Raw genomic sequence first — 22,058 nt, forward strand, 5'->3', positions numbered from 1 at the left:
CGAGCCCCTAATGCATACAAAAGAACCTTCAACACCACCGGATCGTGGAGCTGAAGGTTCTTTTATTCGTTATTGTACGGGATAATGCTCAGACCAGCAGACTCCGGCCGGATTCCCGGCAACAGAATGTCCGCTTTATTACGGCTGAACCCCCCATACCCGTACACCATTCAAGTACAGTGGTACCCGGTTCCAGTCTGTATAAGCCGTTTTGGTTGAATCATAGGAATAATCATCGGCCTTATTGTAATTGCTCCAATCGGTTTTGTTGATGCGCAGCTGAATTTCCCCGGTGTTCGCCCCGGGTGCCAGACTGCCGGCACCGGCGCTGAAGGAAATCTCCACATAATAATCCGCTCCTGCAACCGCAGGATCAAGCTTCACGAAGCTACCCAGCACATTGCTGCCGCCGAGTGTTGCATAATCGACATTGAACTGCTGAGGTTTCTCTCCGTCAATCGTGTAATAGTAACGGAGCTTGACCTTACTGAGGTCCACCGCTGTCGTCCCGTTGTTGACAATCCGCAGCTGCGGACGGAACTGCGAATCTGTGGCGTTCGTATCCGTTGTACGGTATTGAACCACCAGGTTCGCCGCAGCAGGCGTAGCCGTTGGCGTGACCGTTGGTGTAGCCGTTGGCGTCGGCGTAGCTGTTGGTGTGGCCGTTGGCGCTACTGTCGGTGTGGCCGTTGGTGTGGCCGTTGGCGCTACTGTCGGTGTGGCCGTTGGTGTAGCTGTTGGAGTGACCGTCGGCGTGGCCGTTGGCGTTGTGGTCGGTGTAGCTGTCGGTATTGGACCGCTGCCGTTATTGATTAGCCGGTCGTATTCCGCATAGGCTGTAGCGATGTCCACCTGTGACCAGAAGCGGTGATAGGTGAACTCAGGTGCGCCATTGTCCCATGTCTTGGTTGTTTTGTTGTACGAGCTGTTGTACTTGCCTTCCAGATAACTCCACTTGGGATCATTTTTGATATCGGGAAGCACATCGGTATAGCTCGCATAGACTCCGTTTCCGCCCTTGGCCGGATCAGAAGGTACTGTCGCACTGCCCGGTATAGTGTTTCCTTGGCCGAAGGTCCCCGTCCAGCCCGCAGGGAAATATACCTCTTTGGTGAAGAACCGGAAATAATCCGCACGCTTCTCAAGCGTCGTAATTCCCAGTCCATCATTGTAGCCCCAGGCTGTATCCAGCAGGGACTTGGCCAATTGTGAAGCGGTTCCGCCGAGCGCAGTATAACTGCCGTGTTCCGCTTTGTTTCCTGCGGCAAAGAACGTAAGCGCTTTAATATAGCTGCCCAGCACGCCGGTATCCTGTCCGGGATCTTTGGTCACTGCCTTGAGGCCGCTGTTGCCGCTAAAAGAGTTGAAGCCGCCCCATGTATCCGGCTGGCCCTGCCACTCCACATTGCCCGGAATCCAGAACTCGCCGGGTGCGGACACGGTGGCAATCTGCGGATCATCTCCGCCCAGAATCCGGTTTCCCTGCAGGTCCAGATAATAGCCGGCGGCATCCGTTACCGGACGGCTGCCCGCAAAGGCATAATCTGTAGACCAGTCAATCCAGTTCTCAATCACCCGTTTGGCCATTTTGAAATTGGCCGAGGTGGTATCCCCGCTGGAAGCCAGAATGTAATACAGCTCGGCTACCCGTTCAACACTCCAGGCCTGCATCCCGAACCAATTGTTGGATGGCGGGTCATGGTAGACTGGAGTCTCGTCATAGGCCATGCCATAGAAGGTGCTTGTTCCGGCGGGATAAGCGCTGTATGAACCGCCATAACTGTTCGTGGCACCGCCTGCAATAGCTCCTTCAGAGGATTGCAGCCAGTTGTAGAATTCCAGCTGGCGGGTCAGCGATTTGCCCCAATCCTCTCCGGCCGTTGCCGAAGCCGGAATCAGGCCGCCGTCTGCAGTGGACAGTGCATAGGCTGCAACCACATTCTGATAACCCTGGTGCGCATGGCTCGCGCCAATTCTCCAGGCCCAGTTGCCGGTTGTTCCAAGGCCCCCGCCCCAGGCAGTATACCAGGCCAGCAGATACTGGCTGGAATCCTTGCCGGTTCCCGCTTCAGGTGTGCCGTCAGCAGCGCTGCCGACTTTCTGGAAGTACTTATCGTACATGCCGTAACGCAGGAAGTCGCCCATTTTCTTGGCTTTGTTCAGATAGACCGTATTGGTGTATCCAAGGTCCTTGGCCCAGTACATCGCTTGCACAGCGCGCGCATCCGCGTCTGTAGCATTCGTATAACGCCATTGTGCGGAAGGTACGCTATTTTCCTTGGTGAACAGGCTCATGAAGCCTTCATTCGTCTTGCCGAACGATTTGTCATCCTGTGAAGGATGCGCCACCGCTTCCCAGACAGATTCCTGCACTCCGCGCTGGAAGGTATTCACATAGGCAGCGGTATGCGCAGGATTCAGCAGATTGCCGAAGCCGTACCAGTTGTCCACATCCACCAGCCAGTGCATCAGATAGGTCTGGTTGTTGCCGTAGGTCGACTTCAGCTCTCCATCCAGCGGGTCCTTGCCCGGCGTATATTTGCCGTTCAACGCACTTGGATACAGGTCCGGCTGGGCAAGCTCCGAGGCGTAGGTTGCCGGACTGTTCGGGTTGTAATTGCTCATCGTCGGCTGCTCCTGCACGCCGTCGCCTTCATTAACCGGGATGATGTATTTCTCCATATTGTCCCAGGCGGCTTCGAGCTTGCTCCAGTCTCCGGTATTATAGCCATACAGCACTTCAAGCCACATCCAGTAGCTGTAGGCCTCGGAGGTGGTCATATGCCCGTAGTTGGGCGCCTCGCTAAGCAGGGTCTCCACCGCGTGATAAGGAATGCCTTCCGCCGAGAAATAGCCGCTCGCCGGGTCTTTCAGCTGGGCATATAATTGCAGAAATCTTGTCTTTTCTACCGATGCAGCCTTGGCTGTCCCGGGTCTGAAATTAAAGATACCGCTTGTAAGAGAAATGATCAGGATGGCAGCCATTACTATGGAGAATGGTTTCTTGATTGAACTCAGCTTCATCATTTCGGCATACTTCCTCTCTGGAATGATTTATGGTTCCAAGCCCCACACAAGCGTTCCTGCACGGTAAAGTGTAGCTTTCTCCCAATCCGCGAAGGTCTGCTGGGTTCCTCCATAGGAATAGTCATTGCTCTCATTGTAGGCCGTCCAGTCGGTCTTGTTGAACCGCACCTGAATCTCCCCGCTATCCGCCCCCGGAGCCAGGCTTCCTGCCCCTGCGGCAAAGGAAATCTCCACATAAGAATCCGCCAGGGATACCGGCGCGTCCAGCTTCACAAAGCTTCCGCTCAGGTTGCCGCTGCCGACAACAGCGTAGTCACAGTGAAATTCCTGCGGCTTGTCCCCGTCCACGGTGTAATAATAGCGCAGCTTCAGACCACTGAGTGCAATGGTCTCGGTCCCTGTGTTGACAATCCGGAACTGGCTGCGGATCTGCGAATCGCCGGGACTTGTGTCATTGGTGCGGTACTGTACACGCAAAGCTCCAGTAACCGGCGGGGTGGTCTCGCGCGGCCGGGCCGTAGCCTGTGCAGACGCCGTACTCTCCCCCACACTGTTCGATGCGGTCACCACGTAATAGTAGTCCACTCCGTTCGTCAGCCCGCTGTCGCTGTAGACGGCTCCGTTTGCCGTGCCAATCACCGTGTACGGTCCGCCGCTCACCAGAGAGCGCTTGACCGTATACTGGGAAGCACCGCTGACCGCATTCCAGCTCAAGGCCACGCTGGCATTGCCGGGTACCGCCTGCAGGCCGGACGGACGGCCCGGAACCTGGGGTTCACCGGGGGTTCCGCCGCCGGGAGGCAGCTCCCCGTACACCTTGACACCCGCATCAAATACCGGAATATACGGATTCTTCGTCGCCGAGGAAGCACCTGGAGCCACTCCCTTGAACGAGAAGTCATTACTGTTGTCCCAGAAGGTGGTGTTCAGCGGCCCGGCAATCCGGAACTGGACCTCCTTGCGGTAAGCGGATTGTCCGCCCGGATAAATCGGTGTGCCGGAGAAATCTACTTTGGTGTAGTAGATATGATTCGCTTCATCATAAGGCAGCAGCTGCGAGACGGTTGCCCCCTGATTGTAGCCTCCCGCCTTGACGGTGATATCTGCTGGTCCATACCCTGCAGCCACAGCCTCACTTATGTCCATATAGTAGTTGAAGGACATTTGACTGCTGGAGCGGGCAGGCCACCCGGAGCGGTTATTGAGCAGCGCACGGATTTCCACAAAATTGCTGCCGCTGGCGTTCACAGAGGTCTCGGTGAACATTTCATCCTCACGCGTTTCGGCCGGCGGGAAATTCACAAGCGGCTGCTGGCCCTGCCCGTGGAGCAGCATCATTTTGGCCAAAGCGCCGGTAAAGGCTGAATTGTAATCGGTTGCAACCTCATTGGAGACATAATCGCTGATCGTATCGGTGTAGCTGTCTGTCTTGGAAGGTCCTCCGACCAGTGCGCCGTACAGCACATGCCGGTGGTTCGCAGGAGTCGTCTGGCTGTCGCTCCAAGAGCCGTGTGAGGTGCGGTGATGGGGATGCTGGGGCGAATTTGCGCCGAAGCCAATCACATAGCTGCTATTGCGCGGATTATCGCCCAGCATATAGGTAATCTGCCGCTCCGCAAAGGTCTGGGCGGTGTTCTTCTTCACCGGATCTGAAACCCAGTCCGCATAGACAAAGGCCATGAATGCCTGGTTGGCCGCATACCGCAGCGCCCCCCATTGGTCCAGATGGGCCAGCCCCCCGGGAGTATAAGCTACCCGGTCAGAGGTACCGTTCACTCCGGTGGTCCAAAACTGCATATTCCGTTCAGTGGATTGAATGAATTTGGGATCACCCGTAATGCGGGACAGCAGGAGCTGTGCACCGTAGTGCTTGTCATCCCAGGATTGGGTCCATTGATAACCCCAATCTCCGGCTTGGTTCGTGCCCCACAGATTGCTGGCGGCAGTAGCCTTATCCAGATAGGTCTGCTCGCCGGTCGCTAAGTACAGCCAGACACCGCCCCAGCTTAATTCATCGGCGTAGCTGCTCCACGAATTGTAATACTGCTTGGCATCAGTGATTGTATCGGAGTAAGCCCCGCGGTACGTATCGGCAAAATTGTATAATTGCTTGGCATGCAGCAGCAGCTTGTCCGCATAAGCGGCATCCGAATCCCTGAAAATAATGGAAGCTGAGGCAAGCGCAGCAGCGGTCTCCGCTGCCAGATCAGAGCCGGGATGCGCAGCATCAATCTTGTAGGATGGACGTGCCATTTGCATGACCTCCGCCGGTCCCCACCAGTTATGATCCGCCGTGCCGTTGCCGACCTGTCCCCACAGCTCATTAGGAGCCGTATGCGCTTTCACAAAATAGTCTGTTGCCCAGCGGATATTGTCCAGAATCTCATCCAGCTGCCCCGATTGCACGTATCCATCCTTGTATTCATAGACCGACCATGCCAGCATGGTGGAGGTGTACGCCATAGGAAATCCGAATTTAACATGATCCCCTGCGTCATACCAGCCTCCCGTCAGATCGTGGCCGACATCCGCACCGTCCTGCAGCCCCGAATCGCCCCGCCATTCCACACGATTGTTCGCCGGCAGATCACCCGACCGCTGTGTCTCATAGAAATAGATAGATTTCTGCAGTGCCTCTGCATAATTAATCCCTGCGGTTGCAGCTTTGCTGACTTGCGGATGAATAACAGTCCCTGAAGCAATAGTGCAGGTTAGCATTAAGCTCAGTGCTGCGATACAGCCTGTCTTCCGTCTCGTTTGCTTCACCTTAACTCATCTCCCTTCGATTCTTACGTTTCAGCCCGATCGGGTGACTCACGCGCAGATACCTCCCCAGCGTCCATTGAAGACATTTCATAAGACATTCTATTCAGTACACTCCATCCTCCACCCCCACTTACAAATTAAGGAAATAATCTCCCTATCTACACATATACCACATAAAGTAATTTAATTCTATATATTTACAATTATATCCACCGAAAACAGACTCGTTTTGTCAAAAAATTTCCATTTTTATCATATTTGCCGTTTCATCAACCGAAAAAAATGCCTAACATGCTTCAGGTGCACGCCGATACGCAAGCAAAAGACCACCGCAGTTGAGTGCATGCGGTGGTCTCACTTTACTTCTCTTCCTTTATTGGTCTTCCCATGCATCTGAGTGGAGCGCTATTGCCCGCGCCGCAGCTGCTGGTTATGGCGGATCTTCGCCTCGTTGCCCTGCTCGGTCGCCTGATAGAACACTCTCCGGGAGATCGCCTTCGGAAGATAGTCCTGCTTCACATAATGGCCGGGGAAATTATGGGGATACTGGTATCCCTCATGCCCCAGCTGGGCTGCGCCTTTATAATGCGTATCCCGCAAATGCAGCGGCACCTCAGCCGACTTCAGATCCTCCAGGCTATCCATAACGTTCGCGATTGCCATTACCACGCCGTTTGATTTCGGGCTCTCCACCGCAAACAGGATTGCCTGTGCGATATTCAGCTTCGCCTCCGGCCAGCCGTTGTTGCGGTAGGCATCCAGCGCACTGACAGCCTGAACCATCGCCTGCGGGTTAGCCAGGCCGATATCCTCGCTGCTCGCGGCGATCAGACGGCGGATGAAGGTCATCGGGTCCATGCCGAGCTTCTCCACGGCGTAGAGGAACCAGAACAGGGCGGCGTCGCTGGAGCCGCGGATGCTTTTGTGAAAAGCGGACAGCACATCATACTGCGTAGACTCGTCCGCTTTGACAATCGGCCGGCGGATGGACTCCTCCGCCACCTCCAGCGTGATATGCACGCTGCCGTCACTCTCCGGGGCAGTGGTCATCGCCGCCAGCTCCAGCGCGTTCAAGGCGCGGCGGATATCGCCGTTAGCCATCGTGGCGATATGCTGCAGCGCGTCCTCATCCGCCTTCAGATCCATGAACCCCAGGCCCCGCTGCTCATCGGCGAGCGCCCGCTTCATGGCAATCAGGCTATGCTCACTGGTCAGGGACTCCAGCTGGATCAGCGTGGAGCGGCTCATAAGCGCCCCGTTCACATAATGGAACGGATTCTCCGTCGTGGCGCCGATGAAGGTAATCGTCCCCTTCTCCACTGCCGGCAGCAGCGCATCCTGGCGGGAGCTGTTGAAGCGGTGGACCTCGTCCAGAAACAGAATGGTCTTCGAGCCGTACAGCGCCTTGTTGCTCTGGGCGCGTTCAATAACCTCGCGGACATCCTTGACCGAGGCTTCCACCGCGTTCAGCCGGACAAATTCACCTTGGGTATGATGCGATATGATATGAGCCAAGGTTGTTTTGCCGCAGCCCGGAGGCCCGTACAGCAAGATGGAAGACACCTGGTCGGCCTCTATGGCTCTGCGCAGCAGCTTGCCGCGGCCTACAATATGCTCCTGTCCAATATATTCATCGAGATTCACGGGCCGCATCCGGTCTGCAAGCAGCCGTCCGCTCCCGTTCCCGTTATCCTCACCCAGCGAGAATAAATCCATAACTCCACTTCCTTGCTAGTAATCTGGTATTTCGCTATTTCTTCGATAGAAAGAACTGGCTGCCTTCTATCATACCATACCCGCAGCTTTCATTAAAAAGAGCATGACCTCGCCATCACCGGCGGGAGCATGCTCTTTGTTCTATTCTTAGAACTTATATGTTGTGGGGCTGTTTCAAATATTAAGACTAGCTGTTCAGCGCCAGCCTCATTTTTGAAATGATTTTGCGGATGCTTTCTTCGGATAAATGATATCTCTTCTGCAGCTCGTTCACCGAGCAGCCACTGCTGTGACTACAGAAGATCTCTTCATTGCGGTTCGCAATTTCTTGCCGGGAGCCGCTGTTCTCGCCCCATCGTACCCGCTCTTCCGTCTTCTTCGGGATGTATAGCAATTCACCCTGGATGTAGCCCTGTAGCTCTTCGAGCAATCCCGGGGGGAGCACATCCTTTCCATTTACGTAACTCACGTTCTGGTTCCTCCTTCAACAGGTGTGTTCCGTTAAGTCCGATCACTGCGCTGTTCTTGATAATCATGCCACCTGCCTCCTTTCTTCTCCTCAAATTTGGTAAATAACCTAAATTCATTATATTAAACCCTGCGGTTAGCGTCTACATTCATTGTTTATCAGTAATCTATCAGTGGTTTGTCAGTGTACTTCTATATATTTTAGCTAAGCCTGAAATATATAGCCGCTATCTATACATAAGGAGGCCTCGCGGCCTCCCCTTAAACAGGCTTCCGTCTTAGACGGAAACCACCTCGTATTCTGAAAACATTGCCATCAGCCTCCTTCCAGAAGTAATCTTGCCCGGCCGGACACTTATTATTAAGCCACAGGTATCCGCGGGTTACAAGTTCAAGAATAGTTATAATCGTTCTCCACCTTGAGCTCACGTTAATCATAACTTTCAGGAGGAAGGCATAGCGGTAATTTTAGCCAAAAAAATTTTGACGAAAAACTAATTTTTTAGTCGATTAGTGTCGAAATATATATTAAATTATCTATTTACTTCGAGATATGGAAATTAATTTAACCCCATCCATTCAGAAATTCAGGAGGAACCTTCTATGACAACCCCACGGAATCCTTTAAAGCGTGTATTTCACATCACCAAGCTCAGAACGGAACTCATGCTGCTAATCATCATAGCCATTGTGCTCCCCTCCCTTGCCCTGGTTGTCATATCCACAGAAACCTCAGAGTCGGCACTGCGCTCCAAGATGGAAGAGACCACAAACTCAAGCATTCATATTCTCGATAAAACCCTTTCGCAATTAATCCAGCTGGAGAGCGCAGGTGTGAATGAGCTTGCTTACCAGATTAGTGCCGCCGATCTCACCAGCGATACTGCAAAAGTACGCAGCCTGATCGACAAATTCAAGCTGGAGCATCCTGAAGTGGATATCGTAGCTCTGGGCAACGATGAAGGTAAGTACATGTTCGCTCCGGATTCAGAGCAGCAGGATTATGATCCCCGCATCCGGGACTGGTACATAGACGCTCTAAAGTCACCGGAGACAACATCGGTTATTGATCCTATTTTCTCCAAAGTGACGAACAGCTACATTCTGCCGGTTTCCAGGGCTTTTCCGGACGGCAAGGGTGCCGTTACCATCAGCATCAGCATGAACGAGCTTATGGAGCTGACCAAAAATGTCAGTCTGGGCGACAGCGGTTATGTATATATTCTAGACGGCAATAACAAGGTGATCTATCACCCTACCATGGAGGTGGCTTCTGATGCAACAAGCCAGATGCTGGCTGAAATGGGTAAAGGCCCGGCAGGCAAAATCTCTTACAAGGACGATACAGCCAATACACAAATGGACGGCTTCTACATTACGAACGAGCTGACCGGATTCAAAATGGCCGGTGTGCTGCCGGAGAATGAATACACCAAGGCTGTATACCCGATTCTGTACAAGTCAGGTATCGTGCTTGTCGTCTCCCTGCTGCTTGCTTCGATCGTAACCTTCCTTATCATCCGCCGCATTACCGGCGCTGTGGAACGCTTGAACCGTTCGGCCAAACGGGTAAGCGAGGGTTATCTGGATGAGTCCGTGGAAACGAACCGCAAGGATGAGATCGGTCAGCTTGCCGGCAATTATAATGCGATGGTGTCTTCCCTGCGCAAAATGGTTCAGGAGGTCGCTGAAACGTCAGGCCACCTGGCGGCAGCCAGTGAACAGCTGACAGCCAGCACCGGCGAGAACAGCAAAGCGGTCGAATATGTGACTGAGCTGGTCGAGGAATCCACCCGTGGTGTGGAAACCCAGGCTTATGCTTCCGCCGAAGTGGCTATAACGATGGATGAAATGTCAACCGGCATTCAAAAAATCGCCTCCGCCTCAGAGATGATAGTGGGCGCCGCAGTACAGACGGAACAGGATGTCTCCACCGGCAGCGCCAAGATGCAGCATGTCGGAGAACAGATGAAGACGATCCGCGAATCCGTACATCAGTCCGGCACGCTGATTGCTGAGCTTAACGGATTAAGTGCCAAGGTGGCGGACACCAGTACGGCCATCTCTGCCATTGCCAAGCAGACCAATCTCTTGTCGCTGAATGCCGGCATTGAGGCTGCACGGGCCGGAGAACATGGCAGAGGCTTCGCTGTAGTCGCCGGTGAAGTGCGCAAGCTGTCCGAAGCTTCCAATGTCAGTGCAGGACAAATCCAGGAGACCATCTCTGAGATGGTGGACCTGATTGCCAGCGCCTATGATGTGATGCGGCATAAAGTGGTTGGAGATGTGGAGCAGGGAATGGCGCTTACACAGGAAGCCAGCGAGGCCTTCCACCAGATCGAGCAGTCCACCCGGCATGTAGGCGAGCAAATCCATGAAGTATCTGCGATTACCGAGCAAATGTCAGCCAGCAGCGCAGAAGTAGCAGCATCTGTTCAGGAGATGGCCAAGATCGCCCAGGCCGCGCTGGAATCCTTCCAGAGTGTAACAGCGGCGACAGAAGAGCAGCTTGCTTCCATGGAGGAGATCACTTCATCCTCCGCTGCGCTCTCCGCCATGGCTTCGGATATGCAGGGACAGGTGGAACGGTTCCACTTCGAGCCGAAGGGCAAGGCTTAAGAACTTCCGGCGTAATGAGGGGCACTAATGCCCCTCATTTGCTCATTCAGCACGCAAAAAAAACCTCTCTTTTGAAATGGTTAATACATTTCACCAAAGAGAGGTTTCTTTTTTGCGTTTTTTAAGATTGCATATACGTTTCCCGCTTAAATAGCGGATCGGACCGGACGGCCCGCGGAAAAAGCGTTAGCGGTCGCCTTGTGTCCGGATTTTCACCGCTAAGGAAATTTTAATAATTGGGCAGCGATTGGAACAACGTTCCGTTTGCGGAGTGTTCTCACCAGGCGCAACCCTATCCCATTCCAAAACAGGGCTGCCCTTGCCCAAGATAATGTAAACCTTAATTCCCTTCGGGTACCGGCCAGCCGGAGACTGTTTCGTCTCCAAGCAGCTGTACGTAATGCGGAAGACCGCCGTCATGCAATAGCCACAGCTCATGCAGGGCACGTGTACAGCCTACATACATCAGCTTGGCATCCCAGGCTGCTCCTCCATAGTGCGCACTGTCCGCATCCGCCAGGATGACGGCATCGAACTCCAGTCCCTTGGACAAATATACGGGCAGTACGGACAAGCCGCCGCGGTATTCGGTGATGCTGCCGTCAATGAGATGAATATCCTCGAACTGTCCGGCAAGCTCAGCGTACAGCTCAGCGGCTTCCCGCAGGCTGCGGGTCAATACAGCCACTGTGCGGTATTCGCGCCCGGAGAGCGACGACAGGGCGCTTCTGACAGCGCTGAACCGCTGGCTGCCGCCTGTAGCCGGTTCCGGCTGCGCATCCTCATAGGAAATCAGCCGCACAGGATTACCGCTGCGGAAGACCGGCACGGCCAGCAGCGCGCTGCCGACGCCGGCGGACAGAATCCCGTTGGCGAATTCAATAATCTCCATCGTTGAACGGTAGCTGCGGGTAAGCGCATGATACGCTGTATACTCCCCGGCAAACAGCGACTGCATCTCATTCCACTCATGTACCCCTTTGTAGGCATGAATCCCCTGGGATAAGTCACCCAGAATGGTGAAGGAGTGTCCCTTCACGTACAGATCCAGCACGGCGATCTGGAACGGGGAGAAGTCCTGCGCTTCATCAATGACGATATGGTCGAAGCGTTGGGTTCCCTCATTGCCGTTCAAAAGATAATGAATATAGAGCAGCGGCGGAAGATCCTCTTCGCGCAGAATACCTTTCTTCAGCTCTTTCACCGTTTCCTTCAATACAGCCTGCGGAATTTCTTCCGGCGCCTCTGCCGGCCAGTCCTCCGGAGTCTTCGCCGCACGGAATATCTGCTTGTAGATGGCCAGCGGATCATATTTCGGCCACTTGGCGCTGTACGCCTTCTCGCGGGCCGCGCCTTTTTTCTTGCGGTCCTTCAGCGCAGCGGCCGACGGGCTCTTCTTCAGCTCCATCTCGATCCAGCGGTGAATCCGCGCCATCACGCGTTCCTTGCGTTTGGCCGGCGGATACGGAGCATATTCCTCATTATGCCAGCGCAGAATCATCGAGCGGCGCAGCACAGCCCCGTCCCACGGGCTGAAATCCCCTTCAGGCACGGCGCTGGTCTCCAGCAGCTTAATGCTGGATTCAATGACACTCATCAGCACCGTGGAGCCTTTGAAGCGTCCCGGGGTCTCTTCTGTAATGACAGGCATCGCTCCTGCTGTTTCGAACCAGCGGTTCATCGTTTCCGAAGCGTCCTGCTCCGGCAAAGTTACGCCCAGTACACCCGCCGCCCAGTCCGGGAAGGTGCTCTGGGCAATATTGCCGACACCGAGCTCCGGCAGCACATCTGAAATATAATCCAGGAACATCCGGTTCGGAGCGAAAATAATCATTTTCTCCGCCGAGACCTGATCCTTGTATTGATACAATAAAAAAGCCAGCCGGTGCAGCGCGACGGTGGTTTTACCGCTTCCCGCCACCCCTTGAATAATCAGCGCCGTGTTCTTCGCTGCCCGGATAATCTTGTCCTGCTCCTCCTGGATCGTCGAGACGATATCACGCAGCCGGTTGTCCTTGTTCTCACCGAGCCGGTACACCAGGAATTCATCCGACACCGCCGGCGCATCACTGTCGCGGTTATACGTATCCGCAACCCGCTCCAGAATCTGCTTGCGGATGACCACGTTGCGTTTGAGGTAGACGAGCCCTTCAATCAGCCCTTCCGGTGCTTCATAGGAGGCCGCTTCTGTCCCTCCTGTAAACGAATAGAACAGGCTTGCCACCGGTGCCCGCCAGTCAATGACCAGCGGACGGTCGCTTACCTGCTCACGGTCTACGCCGATTTTACCAATATAAAGTGCCTTGCGTTCTTCCTCGTCATTGCCCTGAAAATCAAGCCGTCCGAAATAAGGCTCCTGCCTAAGCTTGGCAAGATCTTTGCGCTTCTGTTCCCTGGAGTCCTCCAGCACTTGCTCCGTATACTCGTGTCCCGTGTACACCGGAGTGCTGCGCAACCGCTCAAGGGTAGAGTCAATCTCTATAAGCGCATGGTTCAGCCTGTCTTCTTCCTCTTGATAGGCACTTTGAAAGTTGTCTTCCAATTTCAGTTACCTCCTAAAAGTTATGCGGGCATTAGCTTCCTGAATCTCTCCGAGCAAAACTCGCTCCGGAAGCATGCACCTTAAGTGATGTGAGCAGTACATCATATCACAAGAGGACAGGGAAAGCCATATATTTCAAACTGCCGTATAGAACGGCTCACCTGCCCTATATGAGGCGCATTTAGCCCATCAGCGCATGGAGCACAAAGTTCGCTACGAACAGCCCGGCAATGCCGTACAGCGCCGGCGGGACATCCTTGCCTTTGCCTGTAGCCAGCTTCACAACCGGGTAAGTGATGAACCCAAACGCCATCCCGTCCACGATGCTGTAGGTGAATGGAATCATCACCATAATCAGAAACGCGGGGAACAGCTCCGTCATGTCGCTGAGATCCATCTCGCGCACACTCTGGACCATCAGTCCGCCGATCACGATCAGAATCGGCGCAATTGCGCTGTCCGGCACATAAGCCAGCAGCGGAATGAACAGGAACGTCGCCCCGAACAAGAGACCGGTGACGAGTGAGGTTAAGCCGGAGCGTCCGCCGGCAGCGATGCCGGCTGTAGATTCGGCAGCGGCTACTACGGGACTGCTGCCGAACAGACCTGCTGCGATGTTGGCTATGGACAGCGCCCGCAGACTGCTTTTGAAGCGTTCCGGACGGCCTATCATCAGTGTCTGGGAGGAGATCAGGCCGATGTTCTCGAAGACAACGATCAGCAGCAGCAGGAATACGGCAATCCAAAAGACGAGGCTGATGAAGCCGCTCCATTGCATACTGGCGAACACATCGCCATATCCGCTGAACACATGTCCGGATTCGGTATTCTCAGGCGCATGAGCCGCTCCCAGCAGGTAGGCCAGGCCTGTCCCCGCCAGCATGCTGATCAGCAGGCCGCCGCGCGTGCCGCGGATGAACAGGACCAGGGCGAGCAGCAGCGTCACCACCGAGGTAATGACGGCAGGATCGCTGAAATGCCCGATGGCGACAAATGTCGTGGCATGGGCAATGACAATCCCGCTTTTTTGCAGGCCGATAAACGTCAGAAACAGACCGATTCCGACAGTTATCGCATGCTGCAGATTATGGGGTATGGCATCACTCAGTATGCGGTAGAGCGAAGTGAACGCTACAATGGCGAACAGCACACCCGTCACCACAACAACGGCCAGCGCCTCACGCCAATCCAGCTTCATAGAATGCACCAATGTATAGGTGAAAAAGGCATTGATGCCCATACCCGGGACGACGATAATCGGCGTTTTGCCGCCAAAAGCCATTAGCAGACAGCCTGTAATCGCTGTCAGCAGTGTGGCCACCATTCCCGCCCGCAGCGGCATTCCTGCATCATGCAGAATCGCTGCATTGACCATAACAATATATACCGAAGCGAAATACGATAGGATGCCTGCCGCCCACTCCCGTTTCCAGTTGTCGCCCGGCGCAAGTCCCACGCTATCCCGCCAAAAATTCGATTTCATCTAAAAACCTCCACTAGAGAACATGAACTTAAGGATGTTATACAAGAAGCTGCAATAATGCTGCAGCCCACTGCTCCATCTTAAGTTTTCTTATATTATGATGTTAAGTTCCGCTGGCTATTACCCGGTTTGTCTGATCTGTAATCAGCCATCTCACCGGTATGCTGCTCCAGGCAGCAATAAAAGGGCATGCAGCGGGGAATCAGCTGCACGCCCTTGAATCCTGTCAAACCCTCATTCAAACGTGATGCCGCCGGTCTCCAGCAAATCACGTACCGTAACACTGACCATAATCAGACCAACTACCGGAGGCACGAAGGACGTACTGGCCGGAGGCTGCTTCGCCTTACGCCGGTCCGGCGCATTGGCGGGAACAATCTGCTCGGTTACATCCTCACGCGGCTTTACCGGCTTCTCGGTCGAGAATACAACTTTGACGCCTTTCTTGATGCCTTCCTTGCGCAGCTTTGTGCGGATCACCCGCGCAATCGGGTCCATACTCGTCTTGGAAATATCGGCCACCTGGAAACGGGTCGGGTCCATCTTATTCGCCGCTCCCATGCTGGAGATCATCGGGATCTTCCGGGTCAGACATTCCTTGATCAGATGAATTTTGTAGATAATCGTATCCGAAGCATCAATGACATAATCCAGCTTGTATTTGAACAGCTCCTCATAGGTCTCTTCGGTATAGAACATGTTTAGGGCAATTGCTTCGCAATCCGGATTGATCAGCTTGACGCGGTCTACCATCAGATCGGTTTTGTTCTGGCCGATGGTCGTCGTCAGCGCATGGATCTGGCGGTTGATATTGGTAATATCGACCGAATCCTTATCAATCAGGATAATGCGTCCGATACCGGTACGGGCGAGGGCCTCTACAGCCATCGCGCCCACTCCGCCAATCCCCAGCACAGCCACTGTGCTGTTCTTCATGATCTCGAGACCTTCCGGTCCGATCGCCAGTTCCGTTCGCGAGAACTGATTCAGCATGATGTCAGCCTCCTTATGCAGGCCTGCGGGGCATAGCCGCTTAAGTCTGCTCTATGCCCCGTCAGCCATTTATGTTTTATTTCTTTTCTTTTTCCGGTTTTGGCGCCAATTTGATATGCAGCTGCTCAAGCTGTATAGCATCTACCGGGGACGGAGCGTCCATCAGCAGGTCGGTTGCACTTGCGGTCTTAGGGAAGGCAATGGTTTCACGCAGGTTCGTGCGTCCGGCCAACAGCATGATCAGACGGTCGAAGCCGAAGGCAATCCCGCCGTGCGGAGGTGTGCCGTATTCGAAGGCATCCATCAGGTAGCCGAATTTCTCATACGCGAGTTCCTGTGTGAAGCCGAGAGCTTCGAACATTTTCTCCTGAACCTCACGTTTATAGATACGCTGGGAGCCGCCGCCCACCTCGTAACCGTTAAGCACGATGTCATAAGCCTGCGCACGGATCGCACCCGGATCTGTATCGAAGAGATGGAGGTCTTCATCCATCGGGCGTGTGAACGGATGATGCTCCGCCATGTAACGCTTCTGGTCTTCGTCATAGCTGAGCAGCGGGAATTCTGTAACCCAGGCGAACTTGAACACACTGTCGTCGATGAGGCCAAGCTGACGGCCGATCTTCAGGCGGAGTGCGCCGAGTACATCCGCAACGACCTTCTTAGTGTCAGCGGAGAAGAGCAGAAGGTCGCCCTCTTCAGCACCCGTGCGTTCCTTCACGGCGGCAATTTCCTCTTCGGAGAAGAACTTCACAATCGGGCCTTTGAACTCGCCGTCTTTGACTTGAATCCAGGCCAGGCCTTTGGCGCCGTAGCGTGCAGCATACGGTCCGAGATCATCAATTTCCTTACGGGTCCAGGTGCCGCAGCCCTTGGCGTTAAGGCATTTCACTTCTCCGCCTTTTTCGATCACGGAGGCGAACACCTTCACACCGCTGGAAGCAACGATATCGTTCATCTCTACCAGCTCAAGGCCAAACCGCAGGTCAGGCTTGTCCGAGCCGTATTTGCCGATAGCTTCGGCATAGGTCAGCCGCTGGAACGGAGTGGCAACCTCAACACCAATGGTTTCCTTCAGCAGGCGCTGCATCAGAGTTTCCATCATGGACAGCAATTCATCCTGCGGCATGAAGGAGGTCTCGATGTCGAACTGGGTGAATTCCGGCTGGCGGTCTGCACGCAGATCCTCATCGCGGAAACAGCGTGCCATCTGGTAATAACGCTCGATGCCGCCGACCATCAGCAGCTGCTTGTAGATCTGCGGTGACTGCGGAAGCGCGAAGAATTCCCCTTCATGCACACGGCTTGGCACGAGATAATCACGTGCGCCTTCCGGTGAGCTTTTGGTCAGAATCGGAGTTTCCACATCGATGAAGCCTTCGCTGTCCAGGAAGTCACGGAAGATCTTCGCCGCTTTCGAACGGAGCAGCAGCGTCTTGTGCATTTCCGGACGGCGCAGATCCAGGTAACGGTATTTCATCCGCAGCGATTCATCCACTTCCACACCGTCTTCGATGAAGAACGGAGGCGTCTTGGCAGCATTCAATACTTCAATATCTGTAATCTGGACTTCAATCTCGCCGGTCGGCAGGTTGCGGTTGATGGTTTCATCATCCCGTTTAACCACTTTACCCGTTACGGCAAGCACGTATTCACTGCGCACCTTATCGGCAATCTGCAGCGCTTCTCCGGAATAGTCGGGGTTGAATACAATCTGTACAATCCCTGTGCGGTCGCGCAGGTCAATAAACAGTACGCCCCCAAGGTCACGGCGGGTCTGTACCCAACCGTTCAGTGTTACTGTCTCGCCGATGCTCGCCGTTGTTAATTGTCCACAGTTATGGCTTCTGGTCATCTCTTATCCTACCCCTTCATGGTTAAAATTACATGTGCTGACTGCAGCTTACTTGCGGATACATCCATACTTAAATCCTAACTCAACGCCTGCGCCAGCTCTTCCAGCTTAACGGTCCGCTGCTCGCCGGTTTCCATCGACTTCAGGGCGATAACGCCGCTGTTCAGCTCATCTTCGCCAAGAATCGCCGTATACCGGGCCGACATGCGGTCCGCCGACTTCATCTGTGCCTTCATCTTCCGCCCCAGGTAATCGCGTTCTGCGGAGAAGCCCAGGCTGCGCAGATGGAACAGCTGCTTCGTGATCTCCAGATCTGCGGCTTCACCGAGTGCGACAAAGTACACATCCAGCGGCTTCACTGCTTCCAGCTCTACCCCCTGATTCTCCAGAATCAGCAGAATACGCTCAAGGCCGATCCCGAAACCGATACCCGGCTGATCCGGTCCGCCGATCTCTTCCACCAGGCCGTTATACCGGCCGCCGCCGCCCACCGTGTCGATGGAGCCGATGCCTGCCGCTTTATACTCAAACGCTGTATGCGTGTAATAATCCAGGCCGCGTACCAGACGGGGGTTAATGCTGTACTCCACGCCCATCACGTCCAAATGGCCCTTTACCTTGGCAAAATGCTCTGTGCACTCTTCATCCAGACTGTCCAGAATAGACGGGGCACCGCCGAACTTATCCTGATCGACCTTGCAGTCCAGCACGCGCAGCGGATTACGCTCCATCCGGCGCTGGCAGTCGCTGCACAGGCTCTCTCTCATCGGTCTCAGGAAGTCCAGCAGCTTCTCGCGGTAAGCCGCGCGGCTAGGCGCGTTGCCCACGGAATTCAGCTCCACTCTGACATCCTTCAGCCCCAGATCAAGATAGAACTGGTACCCGAGCGAAATCACTTCCGCATCGATTGCCGGGTCCACTGCACCGAAGGCTTCAATGCCGAATTGGTGGAACTGGCGGTATCTGCCTGCCTGCGGACGTTCGTAGCGGAACATCGGGCCGATATAATACAGCTTGCTGACATCCGGCTCACCATACAGCTTGTTCTGCACATACGCGCGTACAACGCCTGCAGTCCCTTCGGGACGCAGTGCCAGATCGCGGTCGCCTTTGTCCTTGAAGGTATACATTTCCCCTTCTACAATATCCGTTGTCTCGCCTACACCACGCTCAAACAGCCCGGTGTGCTCGAACAGCGGTGTGCGGATCTCCCGGTAGTTGAAGCGGCGGCAGAGATCTCTTGCTTTGCCCTCAACGTACTGCCATTTCTCCACTGCACCCGGAAGCACATCCTGCGTACCGGTTGGTTTCTCGAATCTTTCTTTAGCCACAGCCTATCCCTCCTGAAAATAACCCCTCTTACTCCTCATGGAACCCATTGTCTCTGCTTCTAAAAACAACAAAAAATCCCCCGCCCTGTTTAATTACAAACAGGGACGAGGGATTATCATAACCAATAATTCACCCGTGGTACCACCCACATTCCGGACTTAAGCAGCTGCGCTGCTCCAAATCCGCTCTAAGCGGTTAACGCCCGCCTACGCGCAATCGGCTACTGACTCTGGGCAACCTGCTGCTGCCTGCTTTCGCCGTGCGTTCTCGGGGAGGTCATTCATCCGTTCATCAACAGAATCCTTACAGCCGTGCGGATCAGGTGTTGCCGTCCTTCACTTGGACAGCCGCCGGATCAGCGGGATTCCTCTCTGGGGTTGTGGGTTACGGATTACTTGGTCCCGTCATCAAAACAATATAACATACCGTATATTGTTAGATTCTACTGAACCACTGCGCTAAAGTCAAGGAATGAATTGAATTGAGTTAAGTATCCCGGCTCGCAGCCAAGGTGAATCAGCCGGAGCTGTGCAAGCCCCCAGTTCCTGCGCAGGAACTGGGCGCGCCTCAGGATTACCTGCAGCCAGGAGGACTCAGATTCTGTTATGTGTCCAGAGATGCCTCATTTCGAGCTCGAATGAACAAGATAACGGAATCTCAGTCCGTTTCATCCTCTAAAGTAAGCTTTTATGGAAAATAAGGGCCTCTCAGTCCGCTTCACGGCCCGCTAGACGATCCACTACACGATCCGCTTCACGTTGCCGGCTACTGACGCCCTTCGGCTCCAAGCATACCCGCTACAGCCGCAATAAGTCACAAATCCCCTCTAAAATCCCCACACAAAACGGGGCTTTGGCGTAGATAGATGACTCAGGTACTTTGCGGGGACCCGAAACATGTAGATTCTGATATTGTAAACAAGTGGAAACAGTTTTGCTGTCCTTGTATAAGGACAGAACCGTTTCAGCGAGAAATATGAGGATAATTTATAGCGCGAAGCATGTAAATTCTTAGATTTCAAAAAAAATGACCTGCAGCCGATTGCTGCAGGTCCATCATCATATATTATAAAAAAGGGGGTCATGCTTCTATTATAAACACGCTATATTAAGGAATCATGAATGTAATATTACAGTTGCATTACAGAAAAGAAAGCGTTTTATTGAGTGGTCCATGCCTGTGTCTAAACCCTACACAACAGGTTACACTACAACCCTATTCCCTGTCTAGAGAATTCATGCAGTTTCCGCTGCCCTGCGGGTAAATAAACAGCTCCAGCCTCTCCCTGAGGGAGGACTGGAGCTGAATTGGTTATCCGGACTAAGCAGGGCCTCCTGCTTAATCAAAAATCTCCACATAGGCCTGCTTGCCGCGCAGAACCTCAACAACCTCATTGTAATGATTCTCGGCCACTTTGAGATCCATGACGTAATGCAGGTTCTCCAGATCGCTGTTTTTCAAATCAGAGCCGCTGTGAACCTCTCCCGCCGTACGTTCATCATCTGTCCGGCCCAGATCATCATCAACAGTAACTCCAGGCACAATGGCTGCTCCGGTAAGCGGCCCTGTCGCGCCCCCTGCTGCGTAGACCCCTCCGGCAGCTGTAGCCGAAGTATTGTAGGGAGCCAGCGGAATCAGAATATTGCGGCGGTTGTTTCCGCCCGTATCCAGAGGATCTGTCAGCGCCGACACTTCAATTCCTTCCACACCGTATGGAATCAGTGCAGTCTTGGCACCTTCCGCTGCATCTTCCGTGCTGAAATAGGCTTGGATTCTTTTAGTCATTGTCAATCCCTCCCAGTGGTTTGTTTAAATGTATTACAACACCTTAAGCAGCTCACGCACAAATGCGGGCTCATCCTTGGGTGTGCGTGAAGTAATATAATTGCCGTCCAGGACGACCTCTTCATCCTTGAATTCCGCACCGGCATTGATGAGATCATCCTTCAGCGGCGGATAGGAGGTAAGCGAGCGGCCTTGTACCAGACCGGCACTGATCAGAATCTGCGGCCCGTGACAGATAGCAGCTATAGGCTTGCCGGCACTGTCCGCATCTTTTACAAATTGCAGGATATCCTGGTCAAGACGAAGGTTCTCCGGCGAAGATCCGCCCGGGATGACTACAGCATCATACTCTCCGGCTTTCACCTCGCTGACCGCTTTATCGGCGGCATAAGACACGCTGCCTTTTTTACCGAGCAGGGTCTCATTTTTCTTCAGACCAATAATCTCTGCCTGATGTCCTGCCTGCAGTACTTCTTCATAAGGCACCTTCATTTCGGAATCTTCAAAACCATTAGCGAGCAGAAATGCTACTTTACTCATTGAGATTAATTTCTCCTCTCTACGCTATTCTGTTCTCGTCATTCTATTACCCGCATTCCCCGGCTTTCTAACGAGCCCTCACAGGTTTCGCGAATTCCCGCCGGCTAAACACCATTTGTACGCTCCAAAAAACAGAGAAATAGGCCGCCTTCCCCGCACTCCTTACGTTCGCGGCAGAAGATTGCGGCTTGTTCCTTTCAGCACCTGCAGATCCCTCTGCTCCCCGGCTCCCCTTGCCGTTGCAGAAGCTTCTGTCATCGACCCCGCCGTATGGCCCTGTATACTGTTCCATATCCATGCTTTCTGTGATTGTCTCATGCTACTGGCTCCCCGCAACTTGTGAATATTATTCGTTCATCACTAGTTTATCCAGCAGGGGAGAACGCTATCCTATATCAAAAAAGACCCCACAACGTGGAGTCCTCACATCAAGCTGTAAAATTAGACCGGCATATTAAGCCCGCTCTGCTGCGCCTCATTCAAGGCCTAGCCCCGGCTGTCCAGCAGCAGGGTAACCGGTCCCCAATTCGTCAGGGAGACGTCCATCATCGCTCCAAAAATACCGGTCTCCACCTGAAGCCCGCCTCTGCGCAGCTCCTGGTTGAAGTAGTCGTAGAGCCGCTCGGCCTCTGCCGGAGCCGCCGCAGCCATGAAATTGGGCCGCCGCCCTTTGCGGCAGTCCCCGTACAGGGTGAACTGGGACACGGACAGGACGCTGCCTCCGGCATCCGTTACGCTGAAGTTCATTTTACCGGCGTCATCCTCAAAAATCCGCAGTCCGGCTACCTTATCAGCCAAATACTTGGCATCCTTCTCCGTATCCTCATGGGTTACGCCGACCAGCAGCATCAGGCCCTCCCCAATCGCTCCGGTCACTGTTCTGTCCACCGTAACACTCGCATCCCTGCAGCGCTGTACAACCACTCTCATAC

The 22,058-nt window shown here is 53.9% G+C and carries 14 protein-coding genes; 1 reads left to right on the forward strand and 13 read right to left on the reverse strand.

All coding sequences use genetic code 11. The annotated features are described in order from the left end of the window. Positions 1 to 138 precede the first annotated feature (138 nt). The 4 genes from P40081_RS28515 to P40081_RS28530 all read right to left on the reverse strand — a co-directional run bounded on the left by P40081_RS28515 (position 139) and on the right by P40081_RS28530 (position 7,978). Entirely contained in the window at positions 139 to 3,024 is a 2,886-nt protein-coding gene (locus tag P40081_RS28515; RefSeq protein ID WP_081970562.1) for a glycoside hydrolase family 48 protein, read from the reverse strand. A 30-nt stretch (positions 3,025 to 3,054) separates the two neighbouring features. Next, entirely contained in the window at positions 3,055 to 5,745 is a 2,691-nt protein-coding gene (locus tag P40081_RS28520; protein WP_042141562.1) for a glycoside hydrolase family 9 protein, read from the reverse strand. 453 nt (positions 5,746 to 6,198) lie between these two features. Next, positions 6,199 to 7,509 carry a replication-associated recombination protein A gene (locus P40081_RS28525; protein WP_042139530.1) on the reverse strand — a complete coding sequence of 437 codons (1,311 nt, stop codon included), beginning with the start codon at positions 7,507 to 7,509 and terminating at the stop codon, positions 6,199 to 6,201. Between the two features lie 187 nt (positions 7,510 to 7,696). Beyond that, positions 7,697 to 7,978: a CD3324 family protein gene (locus tag P40081_RS28530; RefSeq protein WP_039294537.1), complete on the reverse strand. Its 282-nt coding sequence runs from the start codon at positions 7,976 to 7,978 to the stop codon at positions 7,697 to 7,699. 602 nt (positions 7,979 to 8,580) lie between these two features. Between P40081_RS28530 and P40081_RS28535 the strand changes: the two genes are divergently transcribed. Further along, positions 8,581 to 10,596, forward strand: a complete 2,016-nt coding sequence (locus tag P40081_RS28535) for a methyl-accepting chemotaxis protein (protein WP_042139531.1) — start codon at positions 8,581 to 8,583, stop codon at positions 10,594 to 10,596. A gap of 340 nt (positions 10,597 to 10,936) precedes the next feature. Here the strand turns inward: P40081_RS28535 and P40081_RS28540 are convergent, their stop codons facing one another. The 9 genes from P40081_RS28540 to dtd form a co-directional block, all read right to left on the reverse strand. Continuing rightward, positions 10,937 to 13,138, reverse strand: coding sequence for a HelD family protein (locus P40081_RS28540; protein WP_042139532.1), 2,202 nt, complete (start codon positions 13,136 to 13,138; stop codon positions 10,937 to 10,939). A 181-nt stretch (positions 13,139 to 13,319) separates the two neighbouring features. Next, positions 13,320 to 14,621, reverse strand: a complete 1,302-nt coding sequence (locus P40081_RS28545) for an NCS2 family permease (protein ID WP_042139533.1) — start codon at positions 14,619 to 14,621, stop codon at positions 13,320 to 13,322. Positions 14,622 to 14,855: 234 nt separating this feature from the next. Beyond that, on the reverse strand, positions 14,856 to 15,614 hold the full coding sequence (locus tag P40081_RS28550) for a tRNA threonylcarbamoyladenosine dehydratase (RefSeq protein ID WP_039294521.1): 759 nt from the start codon (positions 15,612 to 15,614) through the stop codon (positions 14,856 to 14,858). A 76-nt stretch (positions 15,615 to 15,690) separates the two neighbouring features. Continuing rightward, positions 15,691 to 17,469, reverse strand: coding sequence for an aspartate--tRNA ligase (gene aspS, locus P40081_RS28555; protein ID WP_042139534.1), 1,779 nt, complete (start codon positions 17,467 to 17,469; stop codon positions 15,691 to 15,693). 77 nt (positions 17,470 to 17,546) lie between these two features. Then, entirely contained in the window at positions 17,547 to 18,800 is a 1,254-nt protein-coding gene (hisS, locus tag P40081_RS28560; RefSeq protein WP_042139535.1) for a histidine--tRNA ligase, read from the reverse strand. A 1,339-nt stretch (positions 18,801 to 20,139) separates the two neighbouring features. Next, the gene (locus P40081_RS28565) at positions 20,140 to 20,586 is read right to left on the reverse strand and encodes a hypothetical protein (protein WP_039294513.1); all 447 of its coding nucleotides are present in this window, start codon (positions 20,584 to 20,586) and stop codon (positions 20,140 to 20,142) included. A gap of 33 nt (positions 20,587 to 20,619) precedes the next feature. After that, the gene (locus P40081_RS28570; RefSeq protein WP_042139537.1) at positions 20,620 to 21,126 is read right to left on the reverse strand and encodes a type 1 glutamine amidotransferase domain-containing protein; all 507 of its coding nucleotides are present in this window, start codon (positions 21,124 to 21,126) and stop codon (positions 20,620 to 20,622) included. A gap of 162 nt (positions 21,127 to 21,288) precedes the next feature. Continuing rightward, positions 21,289 to 21,444 (reverse strand): hypothetical protein, encoded by a 156-nt coding sequence (locus tag P40081_RS38790; RefSeq protein WP_156118723.1) that lies wholly within the window; start codon positions 21,442 to 21,444, stop codon positions 21,289 to 21,291. A 168-nt stretch (positions 21,445 to 21,612) separates the two neighbouring features. Further along, entirely contained in the window at positions 21,613 to 22,056 is a 444-nt protein-coding gene (dtd, locus tag P40081_RS28575; RefSeq protein WP_042139538.1) for a D-aminoacyl-tRNA deacylase, read from the reverse strand. Positions 22,057 to 22,058: the final 2 nt, after the last annotated feature.

It is taken from the genome of Paenibacillus sp. FSL P4-0081, from assembly GCF_000758565.1.
Taxonomy (GTDB): domain Bacteria; phylum Bacillota; class Bacilli; order Paenibacillales; family Paenibacillaceae; genus Paenibacillus_AQ; species Paenibacillus_AQ phytohabitans.

Bases quoted from the DNA above. Each gene is read 5' to 3' on its own strand.
- P40081_RS28515 (WP_081970562.1), bottom strand. From the start codon at position 3,024: ATGAAGCTGAGTTCAATCAAGAAACCATTCTCCATAGTAATGGCTGCC.
- P40081_RS28520 (WP_042141562.1), bottom strand. From the start codon at position 5,745: ATGCTAACCTGCACTATTGCTTCAGGGACTGTTATTCATCCGCAAGTC.
- P40081_RS28525 (WP_042139530.1), bottom strand. From the start codon at position 7,509: ATGGATTTATTCTCGCTGGGTGAGGATAACGGGAACGGGAGCGGACGG.
- P40081_RS28535 (WP_042139531.1), top strand. From the start codon at position 8,581: ATGACAACCCCACGGAATCCTTTAAAGCGTGTATTTCACATCACCAAG.
- P40081_RS28545 (WP_042139533.1), bottom strand. From the start codon at position 14,621: ATGAAATCGAATTTTTGGCGGGATAGCGTGGGACTTGCGCCGGGCGAC.
- P40081_RS28550 (WP_039294521.1), bottom strand. From the start codon at position 15,614: ATGCTGAATCAGTTCTCGCGAACGGAACTGGCGATCGGACCGGAAGGT.
- aspS (WP_042139534.1), bottom strand. From the start codon at position 17,469: ATGACCAGAAGCCATAACTGTGGACAATTAACAACGGCGAGCATCGGC.
- P40081_RS28565 (WP_039294513.1), bottom strand. From the start codon at position 20,586: ATGACTAAAAGAATCCAAGCCTATTTCAGCACGGAAGATGCAGCGGAA.
- P40081_RS28570 (WP_042139537.1), bottom strand. From the start codon at position 21,126: ATGAGTAAAGTAGCATTTCTGCTCGCTAATGGTTTTGAAGATTCCGAA.
- P40081_RS38790 (WP_156118723.1), bottom strand. From the start codon at position 21,444: ATGAGACAATCACAGAAAGCATGGATATGGAACAGTATACAGGGCCAT.
- dtd (WP_042139538.1), bottom strand. From the start codon at position 22,056: ATGAGAGTGGTTGTACAGCGCTGCAGGGATGCGAGTGTTACGGTGGAC.